Origin of the sequence: Pseudomonas sp. NFACC08-1, assembly GCF_900106735.1 — a bacterium.
Taxonomy (GTDB): Bacteria; Pseudomonadota; Gammaproteobacteria; order Pseudomonadales; family Pseudomonadaceae; genus Aquipseudomonas; species Aquipseudomonas fluorescens_Q.
In genome coordinates, this window is the sequence record NZ_FNNL01000025.1 from 1 (window position 1) to 19,977 (window position 19,977).

At 57.8% G+C, this 19,977-nt stretch carries 10 protein-coding genes; 6 read left to right on the forward strand and 4 right to left on the reverse strand.

The window, feature by feature from the left end:
* Nucleotides 1-568: 568 nt before the first annotated feature.
* From BLU76_RS29460 to BLU76_RS29480, 5 genes are all read left to right on the forward strand, one after another.
* On the forward strand, nt 569-5,668 hold the full coding sequence (locus tag BLU76_RS29460) for an RHS repeat-associated core domain-containing protein (RefSeq protein ID WP_170867342.1): 5,100 nt from the start codon (nt 569-571) through the stop codon (nt 5,666-5,668).
* Nucleotides 5,669-5,919: 251 nt separating this feature from the next.
* Nucleotides 5,920-6,468 carry a fimbrial protein gene (locus tag BLU76_RS29465; RefSeq protein WP_063320906.1) on the forward strand — a complete coding sequence of 183 codons (549 nt, stop codon included), beginning with the start codon at nt 5,920-5,922 and terminating at the stop codon, nt 6,466-6,468.
* A 109-nt stretch (nt 6,469-6,577) separates the two neighbouring features.
* Nucleotides 6,578-7,339 carry a fimbrial biogenesis chaperone gene (locus tag BLU76_RS29470; protein ID WP_092225649.1) on the forward strand — a complete coding sequence of 254 codons (762 nt, stop codon included), beginning with the start codon at nt 6,578-6,580 and terminating at the stop codon, nt 7,337-7,339.
* 25 nt (nt 7,340-7,364) lie between these two features.
* Nucleotides 7,365-9,872: a fimbria/pilus outer membrane usher protein gene (locus BLU76_RS29475; protein WP_092225651.1), complete on the forward strand. Its 2,508-nt coding sequence runs from the start codon at nt 7,365-7,367 to the stop codon at nt 9,870-9,872.
* Nucleotides 9,873-9,933: 61 nt separating this feature from the next.
* Nucleotides 9,934-11,031 carry a fimbrial protein gene (locus BLU76_RS29480; RefSeq protein ID WP_092225653.1) on the forward strand — a complete coding sequence of 366 codons (1,098 nt, stop codon included), beginning with the start codon at nt 9,934-9,936 and terminating at the stop codon, nt 11,029-11,031.
* Between the two features lie 44 nt (nt 11,032-11,075).
* Here BLU76_RS29480 and BLU76_RS29485 read toward each other — a convergent pair whose 3' ends face one another.
* The 3 genes from BLU76_RS29485 to BLU76_RS29495 all read right to left on the reverse strand — a co-directional run bounded on the left by BLU76_RS29485 (nt 11,076) and on the right by BLU76_RS29495 (nt 17,234).
* On the reverse strand, nt 11,076-12,566 hold the full coding sequence (locus BLU76_RS29485; protein WP_139211693.1) for a hypothetical protein: 1,491 nt from the start codon (nt 12,564-12,566) through the stop codon (nt 11,076-11,078).
* 238 nt (nt 12,567-12,804) lie between these two features.
* Nucleotides 12,805-15,015: an autotransporter outer membrane beta-barrel domain-containing protein gene (locus BLU76_RS29490; protein ID WP_256572714.1), complete on the reverse strand. Its 2,211-nt coding sequence runs from the start codon at nt 15,013-15,015 to the stop codon at nt 12,805-12,807.
* Between the two features lie 227 nt (nt 15,016-15,242).
* Nucleotides 15,243-17,234 carry a hypothetical protein gene (locus tag BLU76_RS29495; protein ID WP_092225660.1) on the reverse strand — a complete coding sequence of 664 codons (1,992 nt, stop codon included), beginning with the start codon at nt 17,232-17,234 and terminating at the stop codon, nt 15,243-15,245.
* Between the two features lie 342 nt (nt 17,235-17,576).
* Between BLU76_RS29495 and BLU76_RS29500 the strand changes: the two genes are divergently transcribed.
* Complete coding sequence (locus BLU76_RS29500; protein ID WP_170867343.1) at nt 17,577-18,770, forward strand: MFS transporter; 1,194 nt, start codon at nt 17,577-17,579, stop codon at nt 18,768-18,770.
* Here the strand turns inward: BLU76_RS29500 and BLU76_RS29505 are convergent.
* Nucleotides 18,764-19,801: an alpha/beta hydrolase family protein gene (locus tag BLU76_RS29505; protein ID WP_092225664.1), complete on the reverse strand. Its 1,038-nt coding sequence runs from the start codon at nt 19,799-19,801 to the stop codon at nt 18,764-18,766. The two genes, BLU76_RS29500 and BLU76_RS29505, sit on opposite strands and share 7 nt — an antisense overlap.
* Nucleotides 19,802-19,977: the final 176 nt, after the last annotated feature.

A 19,977-nucleotide genomic window follows, 5' to 3' on the forward strand; every position in this document is an offset into this window, starting at 1 on the left:
TGAACTTATCAATGTAGTTTTGAATCAGCAGCAGATTGGTTTTGTTGCGTTCCATGGCCACAATCGCATCCCATTTGCTCATGCGATCCTGATCCTTCATCCAGCTCAGAAGCTCTGCCAACGTATAGGTAGTTGCCATTGCCATACCCTCAAATATCAAAATCAACGGTGAGCCGAGCCGTCTCGCACACTCACGACTGAGCGCTTCCTATCGAGATAAACGTCACAAAACCATCTGATCGCCAGAACAGCAAAAAGCGATTACCGAACCTTGTCCTTCAACGACAATCAGTCTTTCCATCAAAAAAATAGTGCGTTCAAGGCGCCATAAGCGCTTGCCCACATAAAAAACAGACGCAGGGACTCTTCCCCAACGGTTCGCCACCCTCGTTGAGTTTTCATGCAGCGATAAAGACGTTTTACCCCTGACCGATGGCGCCGACCACTATCAGAACTGTTAGGTTACTGGCGCTCTGCAGACTGTTACCGTATCGACAACTCGCCGTAGCCCTGCCGTTAAAAGGCGCCATTCATTATGGCTTTCGATGACTCATTGAGGTGTGCCCCCATGAGTGCCGATACTTCCGTTCCCTCCAACGCATTCAACTTCATGCAGTCGCTGCAAAGTGGCGTTGACCCACGTACCGGGCAATACCGGATATCCCTCGACTTACCCGAACTCAAGGGCAACGATTTGCGCGGCCCGGGGTTTTCGCTGGCATTGGCTTTCAGCGCTCTCAACACAACGGACAGCGGCTATGGCATCGGCTGGAATGTGCAGCTGTCCGAATACGATATGAACAAGCAGGTTTTATCCACGAGCACAGGCGAACGCCACACCGTGACCGCCAATGGCGTGGACGGGGAACTGCTGATGGAGACCAAAAAACTCGACAGTTTCCGATTCTTCGAATACACGCCATTTCAAGATAAGAAACAGTTCATGCTGGTGCACAAGACCGGCACCGTGGAAATTTTGCGAGAGCGCGGCATGGGTAGCGACCGCGTCGCCGTTCCGATCGAAATCTATAGCCCCCTGGGCCACAGGCTGGTCCTTGCCTATACCTCATTCAACGGACACACGCTGCTGCAATCGGTCAACGACGACGCGGGGATCCCCTTGTTGAGCGTGCGGCGCGACGCCGGCAAACTGGATCTGGATCTCTACCCCAATGTCGATGAGGCGCTCCCTGCGCGGGCGCGCTATACGATGACTTTCGACTCGGGCGAGCTGAAATATGCCCGCACCATTGCCCTGCCTGCCGATGAATCCGGCCAACGGGGTTACTGGCGATTCGACTACGAGATCAAACATGGGCACACCGTGGTGACCAAGGTGGAAAACCCGTTGGGCGGTAGTGAACTGATCGTCTATGACAGCGAACATAGCTTCCCCGGCCCGTCAGGCCGCTACCTGCCACGTGTCAGCCGTCACGAGATTTATCCCGATGGCGCCCCTGACAACCCGGACAAGGTGCAAGTCGAATACACCTATCCGGATGATAAGAACTTCCTGGGCAACACCTTGCCGATCCAATGGGGCACCGACAACAAGGACCCGCTGATCTATCAGAGCGGTACTTACGACTACAGCACCGTGGAAACCCATTACCTGGCGGGAAAAGCTGTGCGCAGTGTCAAACGCACGTTCAACCGTTTCCACTCGCTCATACTCCAGACCACGACACAAGGTGACAACATCCAGGAAACCGAAACCGTTTACCCTTTGCGCAACGGCTCGGTGCTGGATCAACCGAATACCTATCAGTTGCCTACACAGGTGATCAATCGCTGGCGGCTTAAAAGCAACCCGACACGTCAACGCGCAGAAACAGAGACCTACACCTACGACAGCTCCGGCAATGAACTGACCCACGTTGAGGCCAGTGGCATCACCACCACCAACGTCTACTATCGCGCCTCTGGCGAAGAGGACTTCCCCGATAACCCTTATGGGTTTGTCTGCAAAGTCAAGAGCAGCACGGTGACGCCCGCACCGGACCACGAGCCGGCCCCGACCTTGCGGACCCACTACCGCTACATCGAAATACCTCCACTGGCCAGGACCCCGCTCGCGAGGCCCGTCACGCTCGACGAGCAAGTTCTGGTTCAAGTGCACGATGCCGGCACCCCCGAGGAACGAGAGGAGACGTTGCAGAGCACCACCTACCAATACTGGACTGACCTGAACGACCCTTTACGTCATGGTCAATTGTCGCGGCAGGCTGTACGCCTCAATGGCGCCACCACCTACACTGATACTGATTACAAAAGACTCTTCGGCGTCGACTTCCCCGAACCCGCCATCCAGCTCACCACGACCTTGAGTACCGATTTCGACGGTGTCAAGAAAGTCAATATCGAGCAAACTTCGGCACTGACCGGAAAGCTCTTGTTGTTGCACTCGAGCGACATGGAAATCAGCTATGAGTACGACAAACTAGGACGGCTGGTTCGTGAAACCACGGCGCCCCGAAGCAGCGAATTCAAGGCTGTACGCACCTATCGGTATTTCCCTTCTGCCGGCGTGGGGCACTTCAGTGGGCGAGATGCCGTCAACACACGTGGAATCACCACCCGAACCCAAATTGACGGACTGGGACGCCAGATTTATGAAGAGCGCGATAATGTCAGCGAAACCAACCCCACGCGCGTCGAACAAACCTGGAAGGCTCGTTACAACGGTTTGGGCGAGCTGATCGAAGAAACCCGCTACGATTATTTTGAAGGACGCTCCTTCGCCTACACCACCACCTATGAGTATGACGACTGGGGCGAACAGTCCTGTGTCACTGGCCCTGACGGTGTGCAGGCCCACACCGAATTCAACCCCATCGGCATCGCCGTCGGTCACCCATCTCCCTGGAACGGTCTGGTGGAGACCCGCTGGCGGCAAGGCCCTGGCCACTCTCCGATGATCAGTGGTAAAAGCGAGACCCGCATCAACTCGCTGGACAAACCGGCGCAGACAGCCAGCCTCGATGCACAGGGCCAGGTGCTTGCCACCCGCACTTACCAGTACGATGGCCAGGGTAACTGCACACAAGAGGTCGACGAACTCAAACGCAAGACGCTTTACAGCTATGACCCCTGGTCCCGCATGGTCACCACCACCTTGCCGGACCAGTGTGTGGTATCACGCGAGTATGCCACCCATAGCCGCTCGGAACTGCCCACGGCACTGTGGGTGAAACCCGCCTCCGGCAGTTCACCCGACCCCGTGTTGATCGGCACCCAGACCTTCGACGGCCTGGAACGCCTGACCGAAACCCAGACCGGCATGCGCAGCGAAACGCTCGGCTACATCGACGATCAGTTGCAACCCAACACGAGAACCACCGCCGCCGGCGCGGTGATCACCTATGAATACAAAAACTTGCAACTGACCGATCAGCCCACCGCCATTCATTCGCCCGATGCACAGAGCGCCTTTGACTACCACCCGGTCTCGGCTCGTCTGGTCAAGGCGCAGAACGAGCAAGGTTCGCGTCACTACGAATACGACATCACCAACCAGGTGCGCAGTGAGCAATGGGTCGATGAGCAGGGATTGTCCTGGGAAACCCAATACATCAGCACATCGGGTGGACAACTGCGCAAGCGCTTGGATATCAACCACCTCAACACCGTCGAGAACGTCTACGAATACGACAGCGCGGGACTCGTTACGCGCAGCGTTCAGGGTAGCCTGGAAGCGACATTCGAATACGATGCTCTCAGTCGCTTGAGCAAAACCACCAGCGTTGATACTGACGCCAACACCACGCTCATCACCGAGTTGACGTATGACGATCAGGATCAGGAAATCCTGCGGACGATCACATTGCCGGGGCATTCGACACGGACCATCGAGCAGGTCTGGTATCCCGACGGGCAGCTCAAGTCACGTCATCTGCAAGTCGAGGAGGCAGGCCTTCTGAACAGCCTGCTCCTGGAGGCGTTCGACTACGACGACCGTGGCCGCTTGAGCGTCCATACCTGCTCGGGCCGGGATTTGCCCAAGGATGAAGCCGGTCGCGCCATCGAGCAACAAATGTACGTTTTCGATGACCTGGACAACATCACCCTACGAGTGAGCCAGTTTTCGGGAGGGGCCAGCGAGGTCAACGAATACTTCTACGCCGACGACGACCGCTGTCGCCTGGTCAGGATGACCCGCAGCCTCGATGGAGGCCCCACGCAGGAACAGACCTTCGACTACGACGATAATGGCAACATGCGTAACGATGAGCAGGGGCAATTGCTGCGCTACGACAGCCAGAGCCGCCTGCTGGAAGTGCGCTCCGTCAGCCAGCAACCGGTCATGCAATACCAGTACGATGGGCATGATCGCCTGATCAGTTCCCAGGAGGGTACCCAGGCGAAATCCTTGCGCCTCTACCAGGGTGACGAACTGAGCTATACCGTCCAGAGCGCCGCACAGACCCACTTCTTCACCGCCGCAGACCAGGTCCTGGGCCAACACCAACCGGGTGATCCGTCGAAAAACCTGCTGTTGTTCACCGATGCCAATGGCAGTGTACTGGGCGAATGCCAAGGTGCCGCGTTACGCGCCGCTATCTATAGCGCCTACGGCGAGCGCAGCAGCGAAGAACCGTTATTGAGCGTTCGGGCCTTCAATGGCGAGGTGCGGGAAAGTAGCAGTGGCTGGTATCTGCTGGGCAACGGTTATCGCGCCTACAACCCGGTGCTGATGCGCTTTCACAGCCCGGACTCCTTCAGCCCTTTCGGTGCCGGTGGCGTCAACCCCTACTGCTATTGCCTGGGTAACCCGATTCGCTTCAAGGACCCGACGGGCCATGTGAGTTCGGTCTCGCGCATGAAACACCCGGATGAGGATCGGGTTCCGGGCGCGTACAAACGAAGTAAAAACTGGGTCACTGTCGCTATCAGCGCCGCCGTGACTGTCGTTGCGGCTATCTTTGCTGTCATTACCTGGGTCCCCACAGGCGGTCTGAGTGGCCTGGCATTGGCTGCCGCTGTGATTGCTAACGTAGCATCAGTGACTGCCGTAGGTTTGGGGTTCGTTACTACGGTGATCAAAGCGGCAACACCCGATGATAATGAGGACGCTTTGCTGGTGGGCCAGATATTGGACTACGCGGGCATGGGAATTAGCTTGGTTGGCGCTGTCGGTGGTTACACTATAGGACGCGCTCTAGCAAACCAGACGTCTAAGTGGTCCAACGCGCTCGTCATGAGCGGGGCCGCGGAACTCCCACCTACACCCGTGCCCGTGGAAATACCCAGAGCGGTACTGAGGCGTAACCTGTCTTACTATCGCAATTCAGCCAAGGTGAGTTCGGCAGTACAGAATGCAGCGCCCCCTGCCCCTGCCCCTGCCCCTGCCCCTGCCCCTCCCCCTCCCCCGATGCCAAGAGCACTTTGGCTTGACGACGCGCAAACAGCTTTATCCAAGCAGATTAAAAAGGGGCTACAACCCGGGACCACCGGCGGTTCTCAGAACAAGCCCGTTACAACTGCGGATCAGCTCTCCGTCGCACTGGCAGCAAAAAGAAAAGGAGCCAGCGTTGCCGACGCTGCTATGGCGGGAAATGTGGGCGGTGAAAAAACATTCGAAACAATATTGGGGGCCAGCGGAGTACCGAAACATCTGCAGGAAACATTGTTGATCAAGTTGATCAATAAAAATTTGAGAATTGCGTGACTCCCCCCTCACTCACCTGAACACCAACCTGACCGAGAACACCTCGGTCTCGGTTGGTGCCTGCCCCCCCGAAACATTCTGTTCCACCTCCCTGACGCCCCACGTTCACAATGAGAACTCTCTCATATCCCCCCCCCACGCCGCTTCTTAAACTTATCCAGAGAGACCTTATCGACACCGGCCAAATCGCAGTGCGCCCCGTCCGGTCTCACGTCTTGAATGCCGAGCACTGCGTCCACTGGATTCCCACCATGAAAAAAACTTCCCTCGCCCTGTGCCTTGGCCTGGCGACCAGCCTGGCAGGCACCGCGGCGCTTGCCAACACCGGTACCATCCACTTCCAAGGTGAAATCACCGCCAGTACCTGCCCCATCGAAGTCGTCAACCCAGGCGATGGCACCATCGGCAATACCGTTTACATGGGCAGTGTCGATGCCAGTCACTTCACCCAGGTCGGGGATGAACTGCTGGGCAAGGACTTTGTCCTGCGCGTCAAAGGCGGCTCAGGCTGTGTGATCGCCCCTGGCCAAACCGCCACCACGACCTTCAACGGCGCCGCCGACAGCAGCGGCGACTACTTTGCCGTTGCCCCGACACCGGGCCATGCGATGGGCGTGTCCATCGCGATCCGCGACAAGTCGGGCGCCGCCATCGCACCCGGCACCAGCTCCGTCGCGTACAACCTGGTCGCCGGCGGCGAAACCGACATGCTCTTCCATGCCCGTTATCGCTCGACCGCTGCCACGGTAACGCCGGGACCTGCCTCGGCGCACATCATGTTCCTTGTGAACATCATCTGATTTCCGCCCGCGCACGCCATGAGTTGCCGGCTTGTACGCCGGATTCCTCATGGCGCAAGCGCACTGCACCTCAGGCGCAGTCCCGCGCCTGATCCACCGGTACTTTTCTATGTTCACGTTCATCAAGCAGCCTGGGGCCGCGCGGTCAATTCTAGGTGCCTGCGCGGCACTGTCGATCTTGTTTTTCCAGAGTGCCCAGAGTCAGGCGGCGCTGAGCCTGAGCGGCACCCGCGTGGTGTTCGACAGTGACAAACGCAGTGTTTCGCTGATCATCGCCAACCCCAGCGAGAGTATATTTGCCGTTCAAACCTGGGTAAACACCGCTGCCGACGACACCACCACCGCCGTCCCCTTCATGCCGTCACCCACGTTGTTCCGGCTCAACCCCGGCAAGGAGCAACAAGTGCAGATCAATGCACTCCCCAACACCTTGCCGACGGACCGTGAATCGCTGTTCTATTTCAACGTCCAGGAAATTCCCCAGGCCGATACCAGCCACGCCAACGCCCTGAATATCGCCCTGCGCACCCGGATCAAACTGTTCTATCGCCCCAGCCAAATCAAGGACAACCCGCAAGCCCGCCTCAAGGATCTGCTGTGGTCGATTGAGCAGGTCAACGGCTCGGCGCAGTTGGTGGTCTACAACCCAACCCCCTTCCATGTTTCATTCAGCCGGCTTGAAGTCAGCGACCAGCGCCAATCCGAAGAACTGAATAACCCGGCCATGTCGGCACCGCTGCAACGCCAGACATTTGCCTTGGGCCGGATCAAACCGACAGCCGGCTTGCAGGTCACTTTCGCCACAGTCAATGACTACGGCGCTTTCAGCGCGCCTTTGACCGCCCCCGTGCAGCTCCCTTCAACACTGTGACGCCATGCGCTCTCGGACACTTTTAATGACTCGACTCTTGAAACGCTCGGGTATCGGCGGCGAAGCACGCCTGGCTCACTGGGTCGCCCTGGGTGCCAGTACGGCATTGCTCGATATCACACCCGCACTGGCCGATGCGACGGTTGAATTCCAATCCGGTTTCCTGCGCCAGCATCCGGAATACACCCGCGATGCCGGGGCATTGGCACTCAGTGCGCTGGGCCAAAGTCAGGACCTTGGACCGGGGCGCTATCGGGTCGAACTTCAAATCAACCGGCGCTCCTTTGGCCTGCGTGAGCTCGACTTCAGCCTCAGCCCCGAGGGCGACCTGCTGCCCTGCCTATCGTCCGATTTGCTTCAAGAGCTGGGCGTACGTCTCGACGGCCTGGCCGACAACCAAGCGCTGAACACCGACTGCATCGACCTGGCCAGCGTAATCCCCGGGGCCAATATCGAATTCGAAGGCGCCAAGCTGTGGTTGTCACTCTCGGTTCCTCAGATCGCCATGCGCAGGAATCAGTCAGGTTATGCCGACCCCGAGCGCTGGGATCACGGAATCAACGCGGCCTTTATCAATTACCAGGTGTCGGCGCAGCAGAGCAATCATCAACAAGGCGGCTCCAGCCAGAGTGATGACCTGTACCTCAACAGTGGGCTGAATCTGGGCGCCTGGCGTTTGCGCAGCAACCAGACGTTACGCCGCAACGAACAGAACCAACGCGAGTGGAGCAGCGCCTATACCTATGCCCAGCGCGATCTTCCCGGCTTGCAAGCCAATCTGACCCTGGGTGAAACCTTTACCCGGGGCGATGTGTTCAGGAGCCTGCCCATCAAGGGCGCAATCATTGCCTCGGACCCAGACATGCTGCCCGATGCCCTTCAGGGGTATGCCCCTGTCATACGAGGCGTGGCCCAGACGCGGGCCAAGCTCGAAGTCCTGCAAAACGGTTACCCGATCTACTCCACCTATGTCAGCCCCGGCGCTTATGAAATCGATGATCTCACTACCGTGGGCGGCAGCGGTGAACTGGAAATCGTATTAACCGAAGCCGATGGCCAGGTTCATCGCTACACGCAGCCTTACGCCACACTCAGCAATCTTTTGCGCGAAGGTCTCTGGCGTTACAGCGCGACAGTCGGGCATTACAACGCCATCAGCGAGGGTGACCACCCTCTGCTCTGGCAAGGTACGCTGGCCTGGGGGCTCGGCTGGAGCACGACGTTATATGGCGGCGCGATGGGCAGCGACTTTTATCGGGCCGTCACATTGGGGGCCTCCCGGGACTTGGGTGCGCTGGGCGCCCTGGCCTTGGACCTGAGTCACTCCGATACGCAGGCAAGCCAGGACGTGCAAGGCAAGAGTTACTCGGTCAAATACGGCAAATCATTCCAAAGCGGGACCCAGCTGCGTTTCGCTGGCTATCGCTATTCCACCGAGGGTTACCGCGATTTCGACGAAGCTGTGCGCGACCGCGAGCACGACGTCCGTTTTTTCGGCAGCCGACGCAGCCGTCTCGAAGCGGCAATCAACCAGAAAATCGGGAAACACAGCTCCGTCAACCTGACGTTCTCGCACCAGGATTACTGGCAAACGAATAACACCCAACGCCAGTTCCAGTTCAACTTCAATACCCAACACAAAGGCGTGACCTATAACGTCTATGCCTTGCAATCGCTCAGAGATAACGACAAACGCAACATGAGCGAGCAGCGCCAAATGGGGTTGAGCGTATCATTGCCGCTGGACTTCATGCCTTCGAGCACTGCCACGTTCGACGTACAGAACAACGCCGGACGCCATAGCCAGAGGGCCAGCCTGAGTGGTAACAGTCTTGAGAACCGGCTCAACTATCGAACCAGCATCAGCCACGACTCGCAACAGCGACAGTCAGCCGAGTTGGCTTTAGGTTATCAAGGGGCCACTGGCAGCGTCGGCGCCGGGATCACTCAAAGCAGCCACTACCGCACGACCTCACTGAACGCCAGCGGCGCATTGCTGCTTCATGCCGATGGTATTGAAGCCGGCCCGTACCTGGGAGAAACGCTGGCGTTGGTTGAAGTACCGGATATCCCCGGTGTGGGAGTCAAGAACGCGACAGGCGTGAAAACCAACGCCCAAGGCTTCGCGCTGGTCCCTTACCTGCGGCCCTATCGAATGAACCAGGTGTCCCTGCAAACGGATGATTTGGGGCCTGAAATCGAGATCGACAATGGCACAGCGCAAGTCGTCCCACGCCGCGGGGCCGTGGTCAAGACCACCTTCACCGCGCGTACCATCAATCGCCTGCTGATCAGCGGGCAGACGGCTAACGGCCAGGCCCTGCCTTTCGGGGCTCAGGTCAGCGATGCCCAGGGCACTGTTCTGGGTACCGTGGGCCAGGCCGGCCAGGTATTGCTCTCTGTAGGGCCCGAGCCACAACAACTTAACGTGCGCTGGGCACCGGGCGACGCCCCTCAATGCCGGCTGGACGTCAATCCGCAGACGATGGAGCAGGTGCAGGGCTACCGCATTCAGGCGCTGACATGCCATTGACACGCGCCACCCAGCCACTGGCAAACAGCCTATTGTCATGCCCGATCCCACAGGAAACACCATGAAACAATCGACACGACTGCTGCTGACATCCCTGGTGCTGGTCACCGGCAGCCCGACTTCATCCGCATTCGCCGCCGCCGATACTTGCTGGTGGGAGGCCGGAAGTGGCCCCCTGAATTTCCAGCCTCAATTGGGCACGCTTTATGTCCCTCGGGACGCTGCCGTAGGAAGTGTCATCGGCACCTTGAACAAACACACCTTCACCAGCGGCGGTGGTTCGCAACTGGACTGCAGCGTCGATACCCCCGGCACCATCCTCAACTTCCAGGCCCAGCCAACCGCCCCGCTGTTCGCCGGCCAGTTGCCGCCGGTTGACGGGTTCGATGTGAACGGCAAGGTATTCAACACCAATATTCCCGGCGTGGGCGCCTTGATCCGCCTGGATTTTCCCTTCGATGGCAGCGGCAACAACACCTTCATCCCCATCGGCGGACCGACCTATCGCCCGATCGTGCCCTTCGATGGCTATCAGGACCAGATCACCACGTTCATACGCTTTACACTGCGCAACCTGCGGACCTACACCACCCTGATCAAAACCGGCCCCATTCCGACCGGTCCCAACCCACTGGATGGCCGCGAACTGTTCAGCGGGACCTTTAGCGGCGTCGGCAAAGGGTTCGGCGTAGGCCCCGTGGGCACGGTGATTCAGGCTCATTGCGGCATCTCGGGCAACCCGGTAAGCGTCAATCCAGTGCCACTAGGGACCTGGGACACCTCCGAGTTCACAGGCCCCGGCTTCGGCACAACCCTTGCGCCTTTTACCATCACGCTCAGCGCCTGCGAAGCCGACCCGTCAGATGGCAATATCGCCGTCGCAACGATCAAGCTCGATGGTGTTCTGGGGTCCGTCCCCGTCGATGAAAACAACGGCATTTTCAGTCTGACCGCAGACTCTGGAGCATCGGGCGTAGGTGTTCAGATCCTCAGGGGCGACGGCCTGACCCCTGTCGCGCTGGGTATGGAGGTTCCCCTGGTGCCCATCACATCCGGCACGACGGTGCTGGACTTCAACGCACGCTTCTACCAGATAGCGCCTCACGTCGGTCCCGGTGTGGCCAAAGGCGCGTTGAACTTCACCATGACCTACAAATGAGCGCGAGGCGCATCGCTGAAACGGTAATACCTCATGCTCAAGGGTCAGTTGGTTAATTGAGGATCTATGCTTGGAAAGTCGTGCCAGGTCTGCTTATTGTCAAAGCTGACCTTCGCGATGAAGGTGAGCTTTTCACCGATTTGAAATCTGCGAAGCTCCGTCTTGAGTATCTGTCCTGCTTGCATTTCACCCACCGAAGTCACAGGCTGAGCATCGAGAATCGTCACGGTGTGAGCGCCTCCCGCACTCAGCAATCCCCTCATCTCGACCCTGAGGAACTGTGACGTCGCCATGTACTTCCAGCTACCCAGCCTGAGAACAGCCGCCCCGCCCTCGGGAATGTTGGCCAAGCTCAACGTCGTCGCATTAAAACTGGTGGACTGAAGGACCGGCAACCCGCCGCTCAGGCTGGAGATCGTCAGGCTGTGCGTCTGAGACACAAGCGGTGTGGGAATATTGGGACCGGTCACCTCGAAGATTATCGGGATGTTTTTTCGCAGGTTTCGGGCGACATACTCCTTGGGAATGCGGTACTCCCGCCCTCCTGTGACGATGGGTGTGTCAGCGCGATAGAATCCGAAACCACCTTCTTCACCAAACAGTACGGCGGCGGTCTCCGTATCCGAGATGATCGCGTTTTGAGGGATGGCAACAATGACGCCATTATTGACGACAGCCGCAAGGTTCGGATCGAGCCGACTGGCCTGCGGGTTGCCGGAGGCTTCTCTCACCCATGGATAGGACAGATCACGCGGTGTCGGTGCAGCCTTCACATCCAGCTCAACCCGCCCCGACAACTCACTGATGTTCCCCGCCCGGTCTTCGACACGATATCGCGCATACCCCACACGATCGCCAAAGTCGAGAAACGCCTGCCCCTCATACACGCCCTCAAGAACGTTGGGTACCGGGTGCGGAACAGTCAATTCACCGACCTTTAGCTGATCTGGCTCTCCGGTTCCGTTTTTTTCGTTCAAATACAAGGTAATGATATCGCCGACCTTGGGACCACCCCGCTGCTCATCATAACGGGGGATACCGACCTTCACTTGATTGTTGTTCTGCTCTAGATACTGGGCCGTTACCCCACCTGTCAGGACCGCTTCAGGAAACTGCGCAAGGTCGTCGGTCTGGTTGAGCAGCGGCTTGAGGGTATCGATGGTCAGGGTAAGATCAAAAGAGTCAGCCTCGGCCAGGTTGTACAGGTGTAGAAAATAATAAAGTGAATGTTCACCATGGATGAGTAAATGGACGGGAACATAAAATACCCGATCCGCATCGGGCACCTCGGCGATCCAGGTCTTTGTTTCCAGATCATCGCCTCCCCAATACAGCGTGACCCACTCCGGCTCATGGGGCTTGGGATTGGAATTCAACCACTTGGGAATAGTGATGGGCAAGGGCGCTACCAGGGCGCTCTTATGCAGCAGATTGGTTTCGCCTCCGTCGATATTTGGCAACGCCACGACCGTAGGCGGATCGTAAATCGGGACTTGTTTTTTGCCGAACGTACTGGAATTTTTCGAATTTGACATCATGGACCCTCCTATCAACACATGAGTAACCACGCCTCCAAAGCCACTACTGTCCAGAGAAGCCCATTAGATTCCAAAACCAAACCGTTGAGTACTAACAGAACTGCTCAGTTGACAGACTCCAAAAAAGAGTTCATGAAAAATGAAACAAGGACCGTTACGGTCCTTGCTCGTTTGACTAACCCTCATGCCGTCTCGTGAAAACAATCCACGGAGCTGACCTTTTAAACAAAGCTGATCAGAACTTGTATTCCACGCCGAAGTTTACTCCCCATGGCTGATCAATCTTTTTGCCTTGGCTGTAATCGACGTCGGCGTGCACTTGCACTTTATCCGCGACTTTCATGGCAACGCCACCTCCCAACTCCAGGCGAGAACCGGAAAGGTCATTGTTGAAGCTTGTGCTATTGACCTTGACCTGATTGTCTTTGGCGAACTCGTTGACCAGCGCGGCCTTGAGGTAAGGCTGAAGCATCTGTCCATTACCCAGGTCGATATCCCGACCGGCACTTGCACCCACTTTGCCCAGCAAGGAATAACTCCGGTTGCCATCGGCAGCCATGCCATTATCCAATTGGTAACGTTTGCCCTGAACCGCCAGCGCCGAGACTTGCCCAAAAGGCTCGATGAAATAACCGTCGTCCAACTTGATATGCCGACCAAACTCCAGCGTGGTGCCCAATCCATGGGTGTTGTACCGCCCCTTGGCCTGTGCCCCGTCACTGAGACTGACCTTGGACTCATTTTGGAAGCGGTTGAACTTGAGCACGCCGTCGAAGTAGTAACCGCTCTCGGCGTCCAGCCAAGTGGCGTAAGAACCGACATAAAAGCTGTTGACCGTGCCCGAGGTCCCATGAATCAGGTCCAGGTCGGACCGGCTATAACCACCCATCAGGCCAAACACCCACTGTCCATCCCCAACTGACGGCACGGGGGTATCCACACCAAAAGCCAATCCCTGCTGGGTTTGCCTATAGGCCATTCCGGAGTCGGCAGAAACGTCGAAGCGGTTACCATACGCCCGCATCCAGCCGCCAGACTGCCCCTGGTTCATCCGCACTTCGCCCATGCGCGAACGCAACGTGCTCAGTTCGCCATACCAGGCCGTACGCGAGGCATCGAACAGCGCCAGCACCGAGGCCGTACCAGGACTGATGGTTTTGCTCGCACCATCGAGATACCAGTCATTGGCGCCATCCTTGAGCAAATCATAAGAATAAGTACCCAAGTCTACCCGGCCATTGATCAACGAGAACGCAGCATCGCCGCTAGCTGCGTGGACGACATGGATGCGCTGGTTGGTCAGCGTCGGTTCCACACCGGTACTGGCCACGTCAAGCGTATGAGTACCGGTTGCTGTCCCCGTGATATTCAGAAAATCGGCTTGCCCGTTGGAAAAGTCCGCATGCATGATGAAGTTGCCGTTACCGCTGAGATTCTCCACCGACAAGGTATAGAAACTGCCAGGCTGACCAAACTGAACCTCCCCCCCTGCCATCGACAGATTCTTTAGCTGACTGTCTTCGACCATGACCCATTTGCCCGAGCTATTGACCGCCAGGGTATCGACGTTCTCCAGGCGCCCGGTCAAGGTGGCGAAGTTGCTCAAGGCCACTTTCGCGATACTGCCCGCTTCAGCCACCACATCACCGAGCAGAACGCTGTTATCGACATTCAGCGCCGCCATGCCATCGTTCGTAACTTGCAGCATCACACCATCGCTGCCCTTGAGGGTCGAGCCATTGCTCACGTCGATCACCGCTTCGCGATCAGGGAGTCCGGCAACGCTGCTCACGACGATGGCCGCACCATTCAGGCCTCCGACATGGCTGGCATCCAGCGTTAGCTGGTTTCCCTTTACCGAAGAGATGTCATTACGCAAGACAACACCGTTCTGACCGCCCGTGATTCGGGTGTTGTTGCTGGCCTGGACCGTTCCACCGAAACTGACGATACCCGTGCCCGTGGCACCCGTTGCAGTCACCGTGGCGTTGCTCAGCGTCAGCTCACTTGCAGCACTGAGGGAGGCGCCGCGGGTGCCGCCGATGAGCGAGCTGTCCGTGACCGTGGCTTTGGCCCCCAACACATTGCCCGTCAAGGCCAGCGCTATACCGTTGCTGGTCACGGTGCTGTTGGCGGCAATGTTTGCAGTACTATCGACCAACTCCACGCCGTTACTGGATCCACCTGTGACTGTCGTGCCATTTAGATTGACCGTGCCACCGATAGCCACCCGAATATCCTTGGTGGAAGCACCATTGGCGGTCAGGGTGGAGTTACCAAACAGCTGATAATTGTCGGGACGGCCCCCAGCGCCAATGGTCAGGTCTTCGTCCGTCAATGTACGGGCCTGAGTGAATTGACAGACCATGATAAACGGGGCAACGGAGGCCAGCGCAAGACACCGCGATATAGGGTTTAATGCAAACGTGCAATTGGAAAATATCATGCTTGATTCCCTGGAGAAGGAAAGTTAATTCCAAGTGTCATATCCAGGCTAGCAACTCGCCGGGCAACACTTAATACGGCCGGCGAGTCTATAGATTAGCCCTGTGGGCATATGTAGGACTTTTCTGATTCTCTACCGACAACTCCTTCTTTGATCACGCAAAAGTAAACAGACCTAACTCCAGCGGCAAAGGGGTCGCACCTTCACCGCCGGATACGTGATGGTGATCAAGGGATTGGGCACGGGCCGTGACCTAGGAACATGGTCACCCGCGCCTCGGTCTCCTCAGAAGTAATCGTCTCTCCATCTACAACATAGGAGTAGGTGATTCGCCCTCGCCCCTCACTGCCCCCCGGACCAAATGGGTCATACGTGGGCAGAAGGTGCTTTTCGTAGGGTTTTACCAGCCAGATGAAGCCTGTCACCGGCCAGGTTGTGTCATCCAGGATGACCGGTTCATCCTTCTCGGCCCCATCGATCGGCGTTTCTCCAGCAGTACCCGACAGCGCGACCCAGTGCAGGGTCACCTCATCCCCGATGCCCAAGTTGTAAGGCGGGCCCGATAGATCAGGCACTTGCACACGAATGGCGTAGTCGGGACCATAGAGCGAACTGCAATTCAAGAACGGGTAGTCTATATCGGGAAAGGTCGGCGCAGCGGGCTTGAAGATGACCGCGTTCACCTCGACCGGCGTGTCGTCCGAACGTTGGCGGTTGGGAGAGTTGGGAGAATTGATCCAGTACCACACCGGCACCTCGTCGCCATTGCCGCCCCTCTGGATGTAGGGCCACGGAATGATTTGCGTTTTTTCATAGCCCTCTTTATCAGTGGGCAAGACCGTATAATCGGCTTCGACGACATGCTCGCCGTTCCAGTAAATCTTTACGATTTCGTCCGCCTGCACATTCGGGTACAACTTAAATACAAAGTTGGCATTTTTATTATTGTGCGCTCGGGTCAAAACGTTAGGCGTTGTTGAATTCTCGCCAAAGACGTCACCCAATGGGATGTCACCATTGATCGGATCAGGCCAAGGATCGGTGGGCGTGGGCCCCGGTAGCCAAAAATTGGTCACGACCGTAATCCCTGTTTCGATGTCCGAACCATAAGGCTCCGTGCCTCGAAATACGCGATAACTTACTTGAATACTAATCGGCCCGGTCGCAGCGCCGTATTCGCTACGCAGCACGTCGGGGTCGATGCGGATGCTCTTGGTTGGGGCCAAACCCATGGTTTCCAAAGGAAGCACTGTCGTTCCCCAGGTCACCTCAATGAAATCGGTCCCCTTTCGCCCCGTATAGGTTTTGACGACTGCATCCACGCCATCCAGAGCATCTTGAAAATCGAGGAACCCCTTGAATGTCGCTTGCGGTACTTCGACTCTTTGAAGATCAGGGGGCGGCCAAGTGCCCAAGGCCACGCCCAAGGCGGTTACGTCAGACAGCGGAGTGCGATTCTGCGCTTTGTCGCGCAGTGCATACACCGCATAGCAGCCACCATCCCCCAACTCCCGAATGATGTTGACAGGTATCCGTAATGTCAGGTCATTCGGTACAAAACCTGTGACCGTAGGCGGGGTACCGGGCAGGTTATCCGGCAACGGGAGTGTTCCGTAATACAGAAAATATTCATCGCTTGCCGCGCGGTCGTCATATTCGTCAAGGATCGCCGGAACCCCAAGAGGATTAGCCGCCAAAACAGCATCGGTGATGGGAGACGTAATGGTTAACGGTTTGGGCTCCTTATGGTTATAGGGGGGCGTGCTATCGAAAATACGAGTGGTAGGTAGTGACTTGTCTTTCTCGTGGTTGTAACTATCTAAATACGCTCTGAATGTATAAACGCCATCGATGGCAAAGTGCTTGCGCTCAAGGGTCAGTTCAAACGGGAAAGCGGTTTGCGGGTCGACCGGATAAGGAAAGCTTCTTTCAGCAACGTCTTCATAGTCATCGTCATCAGGCGTCGCACCCGAAGCGAACTGCAAATACATGATCGACTCATCACCCGGAAGTGTCGGCAAGTCAGAGAAACCCAAGAATTTGACTTGCAGATCCCTATCCAGATCTTCGCCATGGAGCGTACCGTCTGTGCTATCGACCACCCTGGCCAGAAGCTCAGGAGGATCCAAAGCCTTGGGCCCTGAATGCTGTTCACGTCGCTGCGCGAGGTAGTCAATACGAGCCTGCGCCGCACTGGTTTTCTTGTCCACGCTTGCCATATCCGATTCTCCTGATATTCAGACCGTCGTGATTGGAGCTACCGCCGTAAAGCTCGGCACACAATGCCCATGGACATCTCGAAGCGTTTCACATCGACCAATAGGGCCTGCGACTGATTGAACGCCCTCTTTCATATCTTGGATACTGTCAGAGTTGACAGGTCGTCCTTTTACAGAGCCCAAGCAGCGACTGCCCGCCAGAAAAGCCGGGGGTTCAAACCAAGGGACTATTCGCCAAGCCCGGGCCGCATCCCGTGCCAGCACATTTAGTTAGCCTGCTTTCTTTTATCCTCACCTCGCGCCATGATGAGGCTCTCTTACCGCCGCCCGCGAACGAGCCCCATGCCCACGCCCTCCTCTGCTCCCAGTTCCTTGTCGATCACCCTGCAGATCGTCTCCATCGTTTTCTACACCTTCATCGCCTTTCTATGCATCGGCCTGCCGATTGCCGTGCTGCCCGGGTATGTGCACGAACAGCTGGGCTTCAGCGCGGTGGTGGCCGGGTTGACCATCGGTTCACAGTACTTGGCGACCCTGCTCAGCCGTCCCATGGCCGGGCGGCTGTCGGACAGCGTCGGCACCAAGCGCGCCATCGTCTACGGGCTGTCGGGGATTGTGCTCAGCGGCGTGCTGACGCTGCTCTCGACCTTGCTGCAAAGCTATCCCTTGCCCAGCCTGTTGATTCTGATTGTTGGGCGCCTGCTGCTTGGCGTGGCCCAAGGGCTGATTGGCGTGGGCACCATCAGTTGGTGCATGGGCCAAGTGGGGGTGGAACACACGGCCCGCTCGATTTCCTGGAACGGCATCGCCTCGTACGGGGCCATCGCTATTGGCGCGCCGTTGGGGGTGGTGATGGTCAGTGAATTGGGTTTTGCCAGCCTGGGTATTGCATTGTCGTTGCTGGCCGGGGTGGCGCTGTTGATCATTCGCAACAAGCCGTCGGTGCCGGTCATTCGTGGCGAGCGCTTGCCTTTCTGGGCGGTGTTTGGGCGCATTGCGCCGTTCGGGGTGGGCCTGAGCCTCGCGTCGATCGGCTACGGCACGCTCACCACGTTCATCACACTGTTCTATATCAGTCGCGGCTGGACCGGCGCGGCCTGGTGCCTGACGGTGTTCGGTGTCTGCTTCATCCTCGCGCGGTTGCTGTTCATTTCCAGCATTGCCCGTTTCGGCGGCTTCAACTCGGCCATTGCCTGCATGAGCATCGAAACCCTCGGGTTGGTATTGCTATGGCTGGCGCCGACCACCGCGTTCGCCCTGGTCGGTGCTGGGCTGGCCGGTTTCGGGCTATCGTTGGTATACCCGGCGCTGGGGGTGGAGGCCATCAAGCAAGTGCCGAATACCAGCCGCGGCGCCGGCTTGAGCGCCTATGCGGTGTTCTTTGACCTGGCGCTGGCGATTGCCGGTCCGCTGATGGGGGCGGTGGCATTGAACCTGGGCTATTCGTCGATTTTCTTCTGCGCCGCCTTGTTGTCCGTCACTGGACTGGGCTTGACTCTGCTGCTGCGTCGCCGAGCTATGAACGCACCTTATTGATCGGCCGTCCTCATCCCCGCCCGGGTTGGCTTGCCCAAGGCCTCGCCGAAGAAGCGACTGGCCTCGGAAATCATGGTGCGGTGGATGTCCTTGCGGTCGACACCGTCGGCATCCGTGCAGAGCGCGGGCATCGCGGCGATCTGCTCATCGGTGCAGGGTGCGAGGAAGACAAAATGGCCTGCGCCGGCCAAGGTCTTGAAATCCGGTGCGGTGGGCAGCTTGCGGGCCAGAGCGGCAGCATTCTTGTCGAAAGCCACGATTTTGTCGCCATCGCCGCTGTACAGCAACACCGGCACATGGACATCGGCCAACGTATGACGACCGAATTTGAGGCTCAACGGTGCCATCAGCAGCAGCGCCCGGACCCTGGGGTCGGCCACGGGTTGCAGGTCATCGCGGTCGGCAATCAGTTCGCCCTGAGTGTTGCAGGCGTCACGATCGTCCGGCCGTTCCACGCAGTAGCGGCGCAGGCGATTGAGGTCCGGCGTCGCACCGGACAGGATCAGCGCGGTTTCACCACCGGCCGAATAGCCGATCACCCCGACCTGCCCGGCGCTGACGAACGGCGACAGTATCGGATCATTGAGCGTTGCGGTGATGGCTTCGGAAATCTGGATCGGCCGCCCGTACAGGTTGCTCAGGGTGCCGAGCCGGCTGTGATCCTGGGCATTGTCGCCGGGATGAATCACCGCCACCACGACAAACCCCTTGCGTGCCAGGGAGGTGGCCAGGTCATGCAGGGCCAACGGCGTGCCGGTATTGCCATGGGACAACATCAATAGCGGGAAGCGGCCGATGGCGATCTGGGCGTCCGGCGCGGCATCGATCTGGTAGCCACCCAGCAGGCTGGATTGTTCCCGGTCGGTGGACGGATAGAAGGCGATGGCGTGCATCGGTTGCTGATCCAGCGGATCGAGAAAACTCAGCTCATGGAAACCGGCGCTCCAATGCGGATGTGGGCCCGGTGCGGCCTGCACTGGACCGAGACTGGCAAACAAGCAAAGCAGCAGCGCCGCACCAAAACGTATCATCGAATCATCCACCTTCACCAGCGCACGGGAAGGCCCCGTCGCTCGCACGCTTGGCCGTGCATATCCTGCGCCAGAATCCTCGGCGCCGAATGCAGTAAAACCCTGCATCCCGACCATCCAATGACGACGAGAATACAGGGTTTTACGAAGGTTGCCCGAAGCGCTTGCTGCCTTTA

Coding starts and splice junctions, on each gene's coding strand:
- BLU76_RS29460 (WP_170867342.1), top strand. CDS start 569: ATGAGTGCCGATACTTCCGTTCCCTCCAACGCATTCAACTTCATGCAG.
- BLU76_RS29465 (WP_063320906.1), top strand. CDS start 5,920: ATGAAAAAAACTTCCCTCGCCCTGTGCCTTGGCCTGGCGACCAGCCTG.
- BLU76_RS29470 (WP_092225649.1), top strand. CDS start 6,578: ATGTTCACGTTCATCAAGCAGCCTGGGGCCGCGCGGTCAATTCTAGGT.
- BLU76_RS29475 (WP_092225651.1), top strand. CDS start 7,365: ATGACTCGACTCTTGAAACGCTCGGGTATCGGCGGCGAAGCACGCCTG.
- BLU76_RS29480 (WP_092225653.1), top strand. CDS start 9,934: ATGAAACAATCGACACGACTGCTGCTGACATCCCTGGTGCTGGTCACC.
- BLU76_RS29485 (WP_139211693.1), bottom strand. CDS start 12,566: ATGTCAAATTCGAAAAATTCCAGTACGTTCGGCAAAAAACAAGTCCCG.
- BLU76_RS29490 (WP_256572714.1), bottom strand. CDS start 15,015: ATGATATTTTCCAATTGCACGTTTGCATTAAACCCTATATCGCGGTGT.
- BLU76_RS29495 (WP_092225660.1), bottom strand. CDS start 17,234: ATGGCAAGCGTGGACAAGAAAACCAGTGCGGCGCAGGCTCGTATTGAC.
- BLU76_RS29500 (WP_170867343.1), top strand. CDS start 17,577: ATGCCCACGCCCTCCTCTGCTCCCAGTTCCTTGTCGATCACCCTGCAG.
- BLU76_RS29505 (WP_092225664.1), bottom strand. CDS start 19,801: ATGATACGTTTTGGTGCGGCGCTGCTGCTTTGCTTGTTTGCCAGTCTC.